At 36.8% G+C, this 13,245-nt stretch carries 15 protein-coding genes; 12 read left to right on the top strand and 3 right to left on the bottom strand.

Features of this window, described 5'->3' with window-relative positions; all coding sequences use genetic code 11:
* Positions 1-83 precede the first annotated feature (83 nt).
* From hemW to ON09_RS00145, 8 genes are all read left to right on the top strand, one after another.
* The gene (gene hemW, locus ON09_RS00180) at positions 84-1,214 is read left to right on the top strand and encodes a radical SAM family heme chaperone HemW (RefSeq protein ID WP_010599044.1); all 1,131 of its coding nucleotides are present in this window, start codon (positions 84-86) and stop codon (positions 1,212-1,214) included.
* 85 nt (positions 1,215-1,299) lie between these two features.
* A complete protein-coding gene (locus tag ON09_RS00175; protein ID WP_010599043.1) occupies positions 1,300-2,082 on the top strand; it encodes an SDR family oxidoreductase in 783 nt (260 codons plus the stop codon).
* Between the two features lie 260 nt (positions 2,083-2,342).
* The gene (locus ON09_RS00170) at positions 2,343-3,224 is read left to right on the top strand and encodes a cupin-like domain-containing protein (RefSeq protein WP_010599042.1); all 882 of its coding nucleotides are present in this window, start codon (positions 2,343-2,345) and stop codon (positions 3,222-3,224) included.
* Positions 3,225-3,303: 79 nt separating this feature from the next.
* The gene (locus ON09_RS00165) at positions 3,304-4,089 is read left to right on the top strand and encodes a DUF3050 domain-containing protein (protein WP_010599041.1); all 786 of its coding nucleotides are present in this window, start codon (positions 3,304-3,306) and stop codon (positions 4,087-4,089) included.
* Between the two features lie 130 nt (positions 4,090-4,219).
* Positions 4,220-5,098, top strand: coding sequence for a cupin-like domain-containing protein (locus tag ON09_RS00160; RefSeq protein WP_010599040.1), 879 nt, complete (start codon positions 4,220-4,222; stop codon positions 5,096-5,098).
* 249 nt (positions 5,099-5,347) lie between these two features.
* Positions 5,348-5,962: a sugar O-acetyltransferase gene (locus ON09_RS00155; protein WP_010599039.1), complete on the top strand. Its 615-nt coding sequence runs from the start codon at positions 5,348-5,350 to the stop codon at positions 5,960-5,962.
* A gap of 59 nt (positions 5,963-6,021) precedes the next feature.
* On the top strand, positions 6,022-6,999 hold the full coding sequence (locus ON09_RS00150) for a metallophosphoesterase (RefSeq protein WP_010599038.1): 978 nt from the start codon (positions 6,022-6,024) through the stop codon (positions 6,997-6,999).
* Positions 7,000-7,053: 54 nt separating this feature from the next.
* Positions 7,054-8,322, top strand: a complete 1,269-nt coding sequence (locus ON09_RS00145) for a DUF5690 family protein (protein ID WP_010599037.1) — start codon at positions 7,054-7,056, stop codon at positions 8,320-8,322.
* Here the strand turns inward: ON09_RS00145 and ON09_RS00140 are convergent.
* Together ON09_RS00140 and ON09_RS00135 are read right to left on the bottom strand one after the other, a co-directional pair.
* Positions 8,300-8,836 carry a hypothetical protein gene (locus tag ON09_RS00140; RefSeq protein WP_010599036.1) on the bottom strand — a complete coding sequence of 179 codons (537 nt, stop codon included), beginning with the start codon at positions 8,834-8,836 and terminating at the stop codon, positions 8,300-8,302. The two genes, ON09_RS00145 and ON09_RS00140, sit on opposite strands and share 23 nt — an antisense overlap.
* 3 nt (positions 8,837-8,839) lie before the next feature.
* Positions 8,840-9,268, bottom strand: coding sequence for a YybH family protein (locus ON09_RS00135; RefSeq protein WP_010599035.1), 429 nt, complete (start codon positions 9,266-9,268; stop codon positions 8,840-8,842).
* A gap of 177 nt (positions 9,269-9,445) precedes the next feature.
* Between ON09_RS00135 and ON09_RS00130 the strand changes: the two genes are divergently transcribed.
* From ON09_RS00130 to ON09_RS00115, 4 genes are read left to right on the top strand one after another with little or no spacing between them, the layout of a single operon-like run.
* Positions 9,446-10,114, top strand: coding sequence for a suppressor of fused domain protein (locus ON09_RS00130; RefSeq protein WP_010599034.1), 669 nt, complete (start codon positions 9,446-9,448; stop codon positions 10,112-10,114).
* Positions 10,115-10,116: 2 nt separating this feature from the next.
* Entirely contained in the window at positions 10,117-11,010 is an 894-nt protein-coding gene (locus ON09_RS00125; RefSeq protein ID WP_010599033.1) for a CbrC family protein, read from the top strand.
* Positions 11,011-11,014: 4 nt separating this feature from the next.
* On the top strand, positions 11,015-11,320 hold the full coding sequence (locus tag ON09_RS00120; RefSeq protein ID WP_010599032.1) for a hypothetical protein: 306 nt from the start codon (positions 11,015-11,017) through the stop codon (positions 11,318-11,320).
* 54 nt (positions 11,321-11,374) lie between these two features.
* Positions 11,375-12,244, top strand: coding sequence for a carbohydrate kinase family protein (locus tag ON09_RS00115; RefSeq protein WP_010599031.1), 870 nt, complete (start codon positions 11,375-11,377; stop codon positions 12,242-12,244).
* A gap of 43 nt (positions 12,245-12,287) precedes the next feature.
* Here the strand turns inward: ON09_RS00115 and ON09_RS00110 are convergent, their stop codons facing one another.
* Positions 12,288-13,241 carry a Smr/MutS family protein gene (locus tag ON09_RS00110; protein WP_010599030.1) on the bottom strand — a complete coding sequence of 318 codons (954 nt, stop codon included), beginning with the start codon at positions 13,239-13,241 and terminating at the stop codon, positions 12,288-12,290.
* Positions 13,242-13,245 lie beyond the last annotated feature (4 nt).

The following is a 13,245-nucleotide window of genomic DNA, read 5'->3' as shown; positions in this document are numbered from 1 at the left end:
TTTAAGCTTGCAAAAGTAGTTGAATAATCATTGTTTACCTAAAGAAAATAAATGGATTTAGAATATGCTGTATCTTTGCAGCAATGTCCGGTATCTACATCCATATTCCTTTTTGCAAAAAGGCTTGCCATTATTGCGATTTCCATTTCAGTACATCTTTAAAATATGCTGATGAGATGGTTGAAGCCATTTGTAAAGAAATTAAAATGAAGAAAAACCGAATACCGGGGCAGGTTGGTAGTATCTATTTTGGAGGAGGAACCCCATCTATTTTATCGCAGGCTGCACTACAAAAGATTTTTGATACCATTACTCAAAATTATCAGATAGATTCGAATGCCGAAATTACCATGGAGGCCAATCCTGATGATTTGACCGCACAAAAATTAAAAGAACTAAAGCAGTTACCCGTGAATCGGTTCAGTGTTGGCATCCAATCTTTTTTTGATGAGGATTTGACCTGGATGAACCGGGCACATCATGCCAGTGAAGGGGAAAATGCTATAAAGAGAAGTCAAGATGCCGGTTTTGAAAATTTGACGCTCGATCTGATTTATGGCTACCCATTGTTAACGGACACGAAGTGGCTCAGTAATATCGACAAAGCGATTGAGTTAAATGTTCCACATATTTCCGCTTACGCGTTGACTGTTGAACCCAGAACAGCTCTGGCTCATGCCATTAAAACTAAAAAGCAAATACCGGTTAACGATCATCAAAGTGCCGAGCAGTTTGTAATCTTAATGAACAAATTAACGGCATCAGGATTTGATCATTATGAAATTTCAAATTTTGCTAAGCCAAACTGCTATGCTATTCATAACACCAACTATTGGCGAGGCATTAATTACATCGGCATTGGCCCATCAGCACATGGTTTTGATGGGCAAAACAGATATATGAACCCGGCAAACAACGCCATGTACATAGATGCCCTGGAAAGAAATAAGTTGCCGGAAGTTATTGAAACGCTTAGCATAGAAGATCGTTTCAATGAATATATGATGACTTCCTTGAGAACAATGTGGGGTATAGATTTAAAGAAAATCGCCAACGACTTTGGGAAAGATTTTTTTGAGGAAACCATTCAAAACCTTCGAGGTTTTGAAGATAAAGACTGGTTGATCCTCGAGAAGGATACCATTAAATTAAGCCAAAATGGAAAGCTCTTTGCTGACCATATCGCCGCTGAATTGTTTATCATTAAGGAATGAGTTCGGATAACTCAATGATGAGGAACAAAGTTGAAGCATAATTGAGATCAATATTTAAGTATTCAGAATTTAATAATTAAAGTATATGTCGAAAATTGTTTGGATAACAGGTGCCTCCTCAGGAATTGGCGAAGCCCTGGTTTATGAATATTTCAAAGCCGGAGACAAGTTAATCCTCTCGGGCCGCAACCGCGATGAGTTGTTTAGGGTAAAGGGAAATTGCCAAAACTCGTTTAATGTACACGTGCTGCCGTTCGATTTAAGTGAAACAGAAATTTTGGAAAGCAAGGCTCAGGACGCCATTAAAATCTTCGGCAAAATCGATTTGTTAATTAATAGCGGAGGCGTTAGCCAGCGAGGCTTGGCGCTTGAAACTGATTTGAAGACCGAACAACAAATTATGAGCACTAATTTTTGGGGAACAGTTACTTTAAGCAAAGCTGTTATACCAAATATGATCAAAAATGGGGGCGGTCAAATCGTGATCATCAGCAGTCTGGTAGGCAAATTCGGAACGAAATTAAGATCGGCTTATGCAGCCTCAAAACATGCGTTGCATGGCTATTTCGACTCAGTGCGGTCAGAAGTTTTTGATAAAAATATTGATATAACAATTATTTGCCCTGGATTTATCAAAACAAATGTTACCTATAATGCCCTTACCGGGGATGGAAAACCACTTAACGTAATGGGCGAAGCCCATGAAACAGCCATGTCGGCAAAAGATTGTGCTTCGGAAATTGTAACAGCAGTAAAAGCCAAAAAAGAAGAAGTCTACATCGGTGGAAAAGAGACTAGAGCCGTTTTGCTCAAACGCTTTTTCCCAAAAATCTTCTCGAAAAAGGTGCGTGAGGCTAAAGTTATTTAGATGTTTTTAAAAAAAATGCAGCACTTAAAAACCAGCTGTTTTTTTTATTCGTAAATATAGGTGTTGGTTGAAAAATCATCCATATTTAAAGAAACATATCACGTCCCCGTATAATTAATTAACGTTCCAGCTGGTAGCTGGAGCGTTTTTTTTTGTTAATCAATGGCTACGTTATTTGTCAGTAGTATTTCAAGTTTTCACCTATTATCGGCATTGCAGTTTTAACTCCTTAGTTTTGATGCATTAACAGTTTAATTAACATGAAGTTCGATTTATCTCCAATTGATGTGGTGGATGATATTTCTAAAGTAGATTTCGAAAAGAATTATCTTAATCCACGCAAACCGCTGGTTATAAAAAACATGGCAAAAGAATGGCCTGCGTACGAAAAATGGTCAATGGATTACATGAAGAAAGTAGTTGGAGAGAAAATTATTCCATTGTACGACAGTTCAAAAGCCGATCCATCCAAACCTATAAATGCCGCAGCAGCGGAAATGACATTCACTGAGTATATTGATTTAATTAAAGAAACACCGACAGATTTACGGATTTTTCTTTTTGATCCTATAAAATTTGCGCCCAACCTACTCGATGATTATATCGCTCCGAAAAAGCTTATGGGTGGTTTTTTAGACCGATATCCTAATATGTTTTTTGGAGGAAAAGGATCAATAACTTTTCTACACTACGACATTGATTTGGCGCACATTTTCCATACACATTTTAATGGTCGAAAACATGTAATTTTATTTGATTACAAGTGGAAAGAGCGTCTTTATCAGATTCCCTATGCCACCTATGCTTTAGAAGATTATGATGTCGAAAACCCAGATTTTGAGAAATTCCCGGCGTTGAAAGGTGTTAAAGGTGTGGAAGCGTTTCTTGAACATGGCGATACACTTTTTATGCCTACAGGTTATTGGCATTGGATGAAATACCTCGATGGTTCATTCTCTATCAGTTTACGGGCCTGGGATAATAGCTGGAAGGTGAAAGCAAAAAGCTTATACAATTTAACACTACAGCGCAATTTTGACGACTTTATGAAAGCAAATTACAGAGAGAAATATATGAGTTGGAAAGAGAATTTAGCCATCAAACGAGCAAAGAAATCACTGCTACATAATTTACCAAAATAACAAAAGATTGAATGATTTCTAGAACGAAGATCAGCACTATAAAACATTCACTCATTAATCTTCAATCCACAATTAGAATATGCATCCCAACATTTTAAAAATTCAAGAGAACATTGAGCCGCTTAGGCAGCAAATTATAAATCATAAAGTTTATTCAGCGATCAGTGAATTGGAAGATCTTCAGGTTTTTATGGAACACCATATTTATGCCGTATGGGATTTCATGTCGCTACTTAAGGCTTTACAAATAAATTTAACCTGCACCACATTGCCCTGGTTTCCGGTTGGTGATGCGGTTACCAGGCAGCTCATTAATGAAATCGTCGCCGGCGAAGAAAGTGATGTAGATGCAGATGGTAAGATTAAAAGTCATTTCGAGCTCTACCTGGATGCCATGGCACAATGTGGTGCAAATGTTTTACCAGTTAAAAACTTTTTAAGCTCCTTGCAAAAAGGCAGAGATTTTGACATGGCTTTTGAACTGGCACAAGTACCTCAAGCTGCCCGAGATTTTGTAAAAGCTACCTTCGACACGATTAACAGTGGCAAAACACATCTACAGGCGGCAAGTTTTACTTTTGGTAGAGAAGATTTAATTCCGAACATGTTTTTTAGCATGGTGAACGATTTAAACAGCACACAACCCGACCGTGTTTCGATATTTAAATACTACCTGGAACGCCATATCGAGGTAGATGGCGACCATCACAGTCATTTGGCTTTGGCCATGACCGAAAAGCTATGCGAAAAAGATGAAAGTTATTGGGCTGAAGCTGAAGAAACGACCAGGCAAGCGCTGCAAAAACGTATTGATTTGTGGGATGCTGCTTATGCAGAAATCGTAGGAAGAAAGATCCCTGCTTAACATTACGGAAATGTTAAGGGAACGATACTTTAGAATTAAGTAATTTTCGTCACATTTCTTTTGAGATATATTATTTGTAAAATAAAATTTACACATTTGTTGTTCGGCAACAAAAACCAAAATAAAACGCATGAGTTTCATCTTAAAACCAGTAGACATCGTCGAGAATATCACTCCTGAGGATTTCAAGAAAAACTACCTGAAAACAAAAAAACCATTAGTGATTCGGGGCTTAACAAAAGATTGGCCAGCGAGAGAAAAATGGACTACTGAATATCTGAAAGAAATTGGTGGCGATTTAGAAGTTCCTTTGTACGACAACTCTAAAGCAGATCCTTCAAAGCCAATTAATGCTGCTACGGCACACATGAAATTCGGCGATTACCTAGATCTAATTAAACGTGAGCCTACTGAATTGAGGATCTTCTTTTTCAATTTATTCAAAAAAGTTCCGAGTTTAATTAACGACGTTAAAATTCCCAAAGATTTAATGGGCGGTTTTATCGAAAGTATGCCAGCGATGTTTTTTGGTGGTTCGAACTCGGTTACCTTTTTGCACTACGACATCGATTTACCTCATATTTTTCACACTCATTTTGGTGGAAGAAAGCATATTGTTCTTTTTGACAACAAGTGGAAAGACCGGTTATATTGCCTTCCAAATGCGACCTATGCCTTGGAAGATTACGATGTTGCAAATCCGGATTTCGAAAAATTCCCTGCCTTAAAAGGTGTAGAAGGTTACGAAGTTTTCCTAGAGCATGGAGATACTTTATTTATGCCGACAGGAATGTGGCATTGGATGAAATATTTAGATGGTTCATTCTCATTAAGCTTGCGAGCCTGGGATCAATCGATCTCGCGTAAAGTTGCAAGTGTATGGAGTTTGTTTACTCACGGTGCTGTGGATAGTTTAATTAAAATGACTTTCAAAGAAAAGTACGCCCACTGGAGAGAGAAAAAAGCAATTAAAATTGCTGAAAAAGCGTTAGCGAAAGGCAAGCCTTAAAATAAATGATAACAAAATCCGTTTTAAGGATTTTGGGGAAAGCAATTTCAACGGGGAATCGATGTATCGATAGCCCCGTTTTTTTTGAAACAAAACGCAATTTTAATTTGCTGATTGGTGCTTGTACATATATGAAATGCTTCGCACCTCGCCATGTTAACATCGTTGATAAATTATTCTGGTAATTCTTCACATTAAAAAGATTTTATTTTATAACTTTTCCGGATCAGCTAAGAACAAAATCATTTTATGGAAATTAATTTACTTACCGAAAAAGAAAAGATGCTAGCCGGCAAAGCGTATCAAGCTGGAGATGCCGAATTATCAAAAGAAAGATTAAAAGCCCGCGAAATTGTTTTCGAATTTAACAACCTTGCGCCCAAATTTATCAAGCAACGAAAAGAGTTGTTAAAAAGACTTTTCGGCAAAACCGAAAAGATGTTTTACATCGAGCCGCCTTTCCGTTGTGATTATGGTTACAACATCGAAATAGGCGACAACTTTTATGCAAACTTTAACCTGGTTATTTTAGATTGCGCAAAGGTGAGTATCGGAAACAGCGTTTTCATTGCTCCAAATGTAGCCATTTATACCGCAGGTCATCCTATTCATGCACATCTACGCGATCAGGAATGGGAATGGGCACAAGAAATTACCATTGGCAACAGTGTTTGGATTGGTGGAAATGTAGTGATTAATCCTGGCGTTAAAATTGGCTCAAATGTGGTTATTGGCTCAGGAAGTATTGTTACCAGAGATATTCCTGATAATGTGTTCGCGGCAGGAAATCCTTGCAGGGTAATCCGACAGCTTACTGATGCTGACAAAGATTTCTATTATAAAGATTTTAAGCTCGGAGAATAATATTTACGATAGCCTGGTAATACTAAAACAAATTCATAATCGTTATCTGGATAAACGAGATGAGAAACTTAATTAATATTTTTGTTTTACTCTTCTTATTCAGCTGCTCAAAGCATACTGAACCGGCTATAGCTACGCCTGAAACGATCAGTACAACCTTTGTTATTCCAATTTTTCCTGATACACAGGAAGCCGTTACCCGAAACAATGCGATGTTTACCACGCAATGCGATTGGATAGCAAGAGTAAAGGATTCATTAAATATCCCGTTGGCGCTCCATGTTGGAGATTTGGTAAACTTCGATACGATTCCGCAATACCAAACGGCCAGTAATATTATGAAACGTTTGGACGATCGCAATGTACCATATGTTATCGCCATCGGAAATCATGATACCGGAGCTGTTTTACCTAATAGCGGAAGTGCGGCACCCGGAAATGTAAATGCTAACCTCAGGAATACCACAAAATTCAATTCCTTTTTCCCAACAAGTCGATTCAAACTTCAAAAAGGCGTTTTCGAAGCAAATAAAAGCGATAATGCCTTTCATCAATTTACAGCCGCCAATAAAAAATGGATGGTAATTAACCTTGAATTTTGTGCCAGAGAAAGTGCTGTAAAATGGGCTGACAGTATTATATCAGTATACCCGGATTTTAATACAATCGTACTGACCCATTATCATTTAACCCCTACCGGCGAAATAAATACAACTAATGCTGGCTATGGAAACATGAAATGCTCAGATATTTTTAATAAGTATTTAAAAAATCATAAAAACCTGTTGATGGTTTTAAGCGGTCATGTATGTTATGCTGCGCAACGGTCAGATCTTGGAACAAATGGAAATACCATTTACTCCATGCTACAAAATTATCAATGCGAAGATAGCGGAGGTGGCTACTTAAGGTTGCTGCAAATTGATACGAAGCAGGGCACCATTTCTGGTAAAATGTTTTCTCCATTTTACAACACTACCAAATCGGATATTTCAACGCAGTTTACCTTCAGCAATGTTAAGTTCGTAGGAACTTAAAAACATATCTTAACTTTTATTTATATTTCCAAAACCAAACATTTGGAAATACTGATGCCTAAAACCTTCAAGTTCAATAACCACCTCAAAACAGGACTATATACTTCAATAGTGGTTTTCTTAGCATATACAATGATTTTTGGTTTTAGAAAATCATTCACGGTTGCCACATTCGATGGGCTCACTATTGGAGGTTACAGCTATAAAACCGTGCTGGTCATTTGCCAGATGCTGGGTTATCTATTGGCAAAATTTTACGGTATAAAATTTATCTCCGAATTAAAACGCAACGGTAGAGGAAAAATAATTATCTTTCTAACTGCAATTTCCTGGCTAAGCTGGCTGTTTTTTGCCATTGTGCCCTTGCCGTACAATATTGTTTTTCTTTTCATTAATGGTTTTCCACTTGGCATGCTTTGGGGAGTGGTTTTCTCTTATGTTGAAGGCAGGCGAAGCACCGATTTCATCGGGGCAACATTAGCGGTAAGTTTTATTTTCGCTTCAGGATTTGTAAAATCTGTTGGCTCGTGGTTGGCCATTACTTTTCATCTTTCAGAATTTTGGATTCCTTTTAGCACCGGTTTAGTTTTTGCATTGCCCCTATTGCTGTTTATCTTTTTGATGGAAAAAATTCCACTACCAGATACTGAAGATATTCAATATCGATCAGAGCGAACACCAATGATCGATCTAGATCGGAAATTATTTGTTAAAGAATTTTTTGGCGGACTGATCGCCTGTGTGATCATTTATTGCTTTGCAACTATTTTCAGAGATATCCGAGACAACTTTGGCGCAGAAATGTGGAAGGAAATGGGTTTTTTAAATCAACCTGCCATATTCGCGAAAACAGAAACGCCAATTACATTAATCGTGCTCGTGCTCATTGGCAGTATGGTTCTCATCAAAAATAATTTTACTGCCTTAAAAACGGCACATTATTTTATCCTTGTGGGATTTCTATTAGCCGGTGCATGTACACTAATGTTTAAGGCAAGCCTCATTCCTCCTGTTTGGTGGATGACCTTGGTAGGCTTAGGACTTTATATGGTTTACATTCCCTTTAATGCGGTGTTTTTTGATCGGCTAATAGCTACTTTCAAACAAGCAGGCAATGTGGGTTTCCTCATTTATATTGCTGATTCATTCGGTTATGTGGGGAGTATAGGTGTTTTGCTGAGCAAAGAGATATTTAAGGTACAATTAAACTGGGTAAATTTTTTCTCCAACAGCGTAATCTTATTGTCGATAATTGGCTGCTTGCTGACTATTTATTCACTGTATTACTTTAACAGGAAGTTTATTTCACACGCAAAGATTTAATTACCGAATCGGCTACGCTAAAGTTTTCCTTTTTATCCTTAATATCAACACTGCTAACGAAAGAATAGGTTTTTCCTTTGTGATGCATCACAGCTAAACTTCCTTTATTGCGGTTGGCAATAATCCTGGTTTCAAAATCAGCCTTTAAAACCTCATATTTTCCTATCTTAACTGATCTTGGCTCATTTAACATCCCGAACTCCACTTTGCGTTTTCCATAACTCGCTCTGGATTGTGTAATCAAATTTTGTAAAGTCTTATCTAGATTTACAGAATCTATCGAGGTGATAATTAGATAAGCATCTTTTGAAAAAGGTTCTTCGTCACTTATTGAAATAAAACGGCTATTCGCAACACCATCAATGGGGCGATCCTTTTTAACTTTCCAGTATTTTGGTAAGCTAAAACTCAATCCATCCTTACTATAAATTAAGTTCTGTTGCTTTTCAGCTGAAGGATTACAAGCCGAAATCACAATGATTAAAGTGCAAATGCTAAAAAGATATCTTTTCATCTACTAGGAACTGTGGTCAACAATTATCTTCCAGATTCCATTAATCTTCCTGAACAATAAAGTATAATACCCCTGCGGTTCATCTTTATCGCGTTTCAAATGCCAGCTACCCAAAACGAAAGCCACGTCATTGTTCAAAAACTCCACCTTTTTTATTCCAAAAGTTAAAATGCCCATTCCTGCTTTTCCCTGATAAGTTTTCTTATAATTATTAAGTGTTTGTTGCCATCCATAGGTTGGTCCGCTTTTACCCACAAAAAGTAAACTATCGCTTTTAATATATCCTTCCATGAACGTTTCTACATCACCTTTGTTCCAGGCTTGTCTTTGTGTTTCAAGCACATTTAAGATTGCTCTTTTATCACTTGCCATTTGTGCTGAAGCAAATGAAACAATACAGCAGAAAAATAAGGTAAAAATTGATTTAGTCATGTTGCGCTTATTAAATGAGAAAAATGAATTACTTCTATACTCAAATGTAGAAATACATCCGCAACTAAATGAATAAAACCTTTGAAAAATAAGATTCTCTTCAATTGATTAAATGGATTAAGATTTGCAGTGAATTTAAACGCAACAATAATTTAGTTTTCTTTTTAATTTAGAAATATGAATGAATTCTACGAGAAGTTTCGCAACCGAACCTATTTTGACCATCATCCAGAAGCCATTGCCGATCATTTAGATCAGTTTTATGAATCAAACGAAATCACAGTATTTCATGAAATGGTTTCACCTGATATTCATTTAGATGTTTATTTCATCAACTCTAAAAGACACGCTTTTAATATTTTACTAACTTCAGGCATGAGCTTGCTGGAAATGACTGTTCCGGAATCAGTTGAAGAGCCTGAACTGTATAAATTTGCAGAGCTGATGATCTTACTACCTAAGTCAATCGAATTTGGAAAAACCTTTCCAGGTAAGAATGAAAACGACTGGATATTAGAAATGATTAAAGATACTGCTCGCTTTCCACATCATTATGATACCTGGTTAAGCATTGGGCACACCTTACAAAGTACTGCTGATATGGAAACGTATAGCACAGAAACCGATTTTGTGGGGTTAGTGGTACTGCCTTCAGTAACGTTTGATGAAGAATTTACGGAAATTAAAGCTGGAGAGAATTTAATTAATATTTACAGTTTATTTCCACTTTATAAAAATGAACTCGAGTTCAAAATCGCCAACAATTACAATGCACTTTTAGATCGTTTGATTGAGAAAGATGCACAGGAAATTTTAGATAATAGCAGAGAAAATTTACTAGCGTAATCATGGATGACAGGATTGAAAAATTGAAGGAGATTAACATTTTAATTTCGAGTGCAATTTCTAAAAGCAACAAATTCTGGTTTGAGCATGTGTTGCCTTCGCAAATGTCTTTGCCTTTATTTGAAAAAGCCGAAGCACAGTTAAATGCCATCTTAAAAGATTATCCGACCGATACTAATTTCTGGCGAATGCTTTGCAACGTTAAAACCTATACCATGGATTATGCGGAAGCAATCACAGCATTAGAAAAAGTAATTGTTTTGGAAAATAAACAAAAAGATAAAACCCAGTTACTAGAATTAATGGAACATAAAGATGTTCCGAAACCAAAGGCAAAGGTAAAAATAACCAAAAGTGATTCGCTTCAAAGAGCGCTTCCTTATTTTAAATATCACCCGGAACCAACAGTTACCGGTGCTTTTGAAACAGGTACGGTAGTGACTTGCGATTGCTGTAAAAAGCCCACTGATATTTACTATACTAATCCATTTTTCGCTGTTGATGAGATTGAAGCGCTTTGTCCATGGTGCATAGCCGATGGTAAAGCAGCCAGGAAATTTGAAGGTAGTTTTCAGGATGATATCAATGTTGATGATATAAATGACCCAGAAAAATTGAAGGAATTAGTGGAACGCACTCCGGGTTACAATGGATGGCAGCAAGAGTATTGGTTAGCGCATTGCAATGATTACTGTGCTTTTAAAGGTTATGTCGGCTGGCAGGAAATTGAACCTTTGCTCGATCAGTTCGCAGATATAGAAAGTGATTTAGCAAAAGCCGGAGGACTCAAACTAACAGATTTACCAAATTATTTAAGGGACAATGGCTCTTGTCAAGGCTATCTCTTTCAATGTATTTGTTGCAACAAATACAGAATCTATTACGATTTCGACTAAAAAAATGAAAAATGGTATTAAAATCTTATTGGGTGGAGTTTTATTATTTGGCATAATTACACTAGCTACCACGAGCTTAGATTATGATGCCGATGGTGCCGATCAATATGGTTTTCCGCTTAACTTTTACACTAAAGTAACTGGCTACAATGAGATAACCTTGGAAGGCGGTACCAGCATCGAATTTGATACACTAAACTTTATATGTGATCTAGCAGTTGCATCACTATTGAGCTGGTTAATGCTGTTAACTTATAGAAAGTTACGCCGGAGAAAAACATTAAAAAGTGAAAATCAGGTGAGATCTTGATCTTTTTAAAGTTTTTTTCTCAAAATTGCTACCTTGCGAAACTTAAAATCTACTATGAAAAAATCAGTTGTGGCCATTGGTGAAATATTATGGGATGTTTTTCCTGAAGGTAAAAAAGCAGGCGGATCATCAATGAATGTGGCTTTAAATCTTCATAAACAAAATATCAACAGCCAATTTATCAGCGCAATTGGAGATGATGACAATGGAAAGGAACTCCTGGATTTCCTTAGTTCAAAAAATTATCCGATCGATTTAATTCAAAAAGGCAACAACTTGCCAACAAGTACCGTTGAGGTAAAATTAGATGACCAACACCAAGCGACATATACCATTGTAGAGCCTGTGGCTTGGGATGCTATTGAATTATCGGAAGAAGCTTTATTAGCTGTAACCCATGCAGATGCCTTTGTATATTGCAGCTTAACATGTAGAAATGAAAAAAGTAAAAACACCATTCTAGCGTTATTAAAGCAGGCAAAGCTTAAAATATTCGACATCAACCTTCGTCCGCCGTTCTATAATATTGATACCTTAAAGGCATTGCTTATCGAAGCTGATATTCTGAAAGTGAACGAACATGAGCTGGTATATTTAAAAGACGAACTTTCGCTAACCGGAAATACCGATGAACAGCTGCTTAAGCAATTGAGCCAGTTGTTTACAATAAAAATTATTTGCCTTACTGTTGGCGAAAAAGGTGCCTATGTATTGGAAAATGGCAAATTACATCATCACAAAGGTTATCAGGTTAAAGTGGCAGACACCGTAGGCGCAGGAGATTCTTTCCTGGCTACTTTTACCTCCAGTTATTTACAAGGTTTTCCTATAGATACTATTTTAGATAGGGCCTGCAAAGTTGGTGCTTTTGTCGCGTCTCAACCGGGCGCCAATCCAGATTATAGTAATGAAGTTTTTGATTAACAGCTAGCAGTTAACCGATTAAACAGCTAAAAACATTACGCCATTATTTAAAAACTACTTCGGTTGCCCCATAACCAAACTTTTCCTTACGTGCATCCATATAGGTTTTAATATGCGGATTTTTACTAATTAACTTATGGATTTTATCTCTAAGTGTTCCATTTCCAGAACCATGAATAAAAACCATTTTATCAAAATGGTGCACCACTGCAGCATCTAATGCATTTTGAAAATGATTCAGTTGTATTTGTAAAATCTCATCAGCTTCTAAAAAATGATGGTCATCTCTCAATTTTTCAATGTGAAGATCAATTTCCTTTGATGGTGCTTCAACAGTTCGTTTCTCGGCAGGTGACTTAAAGAAGCTTTCTTTCAGTTTTTGTGCATCAATGGTAATCGGCACAAGATCATCCAAACGAATTAACCAACCTTTGTTTTTCGATTGTGGCAACTCCTTCTGCTCTGTTGAGAAATCTTTTGCCCTGAATTTTTTCCGAATCACCAAAGGATCAACGGGTTTTACATCAGCTTTGCTAAAAACTAAAATCTGAAAGGTAAATTCTGGCCAGATATCTAAATCAGCCAATGATGCAGAATAGATTAAACTCGATTGGTAAGATTCAACTATACCGTGAAACAAACCTGAATATTTTTCCTTCTTCTCTGCTGTTAAACTAATCAAAAGCACATTGGGCGATTGATTTTGAAGATGGAAATGAACAACATTACCCGCTTTCTGATCAGTAGCAACGGCAACATAAATTCCATTTTCAATTTTACTGATAGAAGGAACGTTAACCTCAATTGGTTTGGGCGCATCAACTTCTTTGGCAGATACACCATGTCCATAAACTGAAGTTAAATTGCCAATTGCAACAGGAATCTCGAAACCATCTTCATCGGTAACGCCCAAAGTTTGGCTATCGATAATCTTGGTCACATATCCTTCACGTTTTTCATCAACAAAACGAACAAAATCTCCTAGTTTAAATTTCATAATT

Origin of the sequence: Pedobacter agri PB92 (assembly GCF_000258495.1) — a bacterium.
Lineage (GTDB): Bacteria > Bacteroidota > Bacteroidia > Sphingobacteriales > Sphingobacteriaceae > Pedobacter > Pedobacter agri.
This window is presented reverse-complemented; position numbering and strand designations above follow the sequence as displayed.

Excerpts from the sequence above, each read along its gene's own strand:
- ON09_RS00165 (WP_010599041.1), top strand. The coding sequence starts at position 3,304 with ATGCATCCCAACATTTTAAAAATTCAAGAGAACATTGAGCCGCTTAGG.
- ON09_RS00160 (WP_010599040.1), top strand. The coding sequence starts at position 4,220 with ATGAGTTTCATCTTAAAACCAGTAGACATCGTCGAGAATATCACTCCT.
- ON09_RS00150 (WP_010599038.1), top strand. The coding sequence starts at position 6,022 with ATGAGAAACTTAATTAATATTTTTGTTTTACTCTTCTTATTCAGCTGC.
- ON09_RS00145 (WP_010599037.1), top strand. The coding sequence starts at position 7,054 with ATGCCTAAAACCTTCAAGTTCAATAACCACCTCAAAACAGGACTATAT.
- ON09_RS00115 (WP_010599031.1), top strand. The coding sequence starts at position 11,375 with ATGAAAAAATCAGTTGTGGCCATTGGTGAAATATTATGGGATGTTTTT.
- ON09_RS00135 (WP_010599035.1), bottom strand. The coding sequence starts at position 9,268 with ATGACTAAATCAATTTTTACCTTATTTTTCTGCTGTATTGTTTCATTT.
- hemW (WP_010599044.1), top strand. The coding sequence starts at position 84 with ATGTCCGGTATCTACATCCATATTCCTTTTTGCAAAAAGGCTTGCCAT.
- ON09_RS00170 (WP_010599042.1), top strand. The coding sequence starts at position 2,343 with ATGAAGTTCGATTTATCTCCAATTGATGTGGTGGATGATATTTCTAAA.
- ON09_RS00125 (WP_010599033.1), top strand. The coding sequence starts at position 10,117 with ATGGATGACAGGATTGAAAAATTGAAGGAGATTAACATTTTAATTTCG.
- ON09_RS00130 (WP_010599034.1), top strand. The coding sequence starts at position 9,446 with ATGAATGAATTCTACGAGAAGTTTCGCAACCGAACCTATTTTGACCAT.
- ON09_RS00110 (WP_010599030.1), bottom strand. The coding sequence starts at position 13,241 with ATGAAATTTAAACTAGGAGATTTTGTTCGTTTTGTTGATGAAAAACGT.
- ON09_RS00140 (WP_010599036.1), bottom strand. The coding sequence starts at position 8,836 with ATGAAAAGATATCTTTTTAGCATTTGCACTTTAATCATTGTGATTTCG.
- ON09_RS00175 (WP_010599043.1), top strand. The coding sequence starts at position 1,300 with ATGTCGAAAATTGTTTGGATAACAGGTGCCTCCTCAGGAATTGGCGAA.
- ON09_RS00155 (WP_010599039.1), top strand. The coding sequence starts at position 5,348 with ATGGAAATTAATTTACTTACCGAAAAAGAAAAGATGCTAGCCGGCAAA.
- ON09_RS00120 (WP_010599032.1), top strand. The coding sequence starts at position 11,015 with ATGAAAAATGGTATTAAAATCTTATTGGGTGGAGTTTTATTATTTGGC.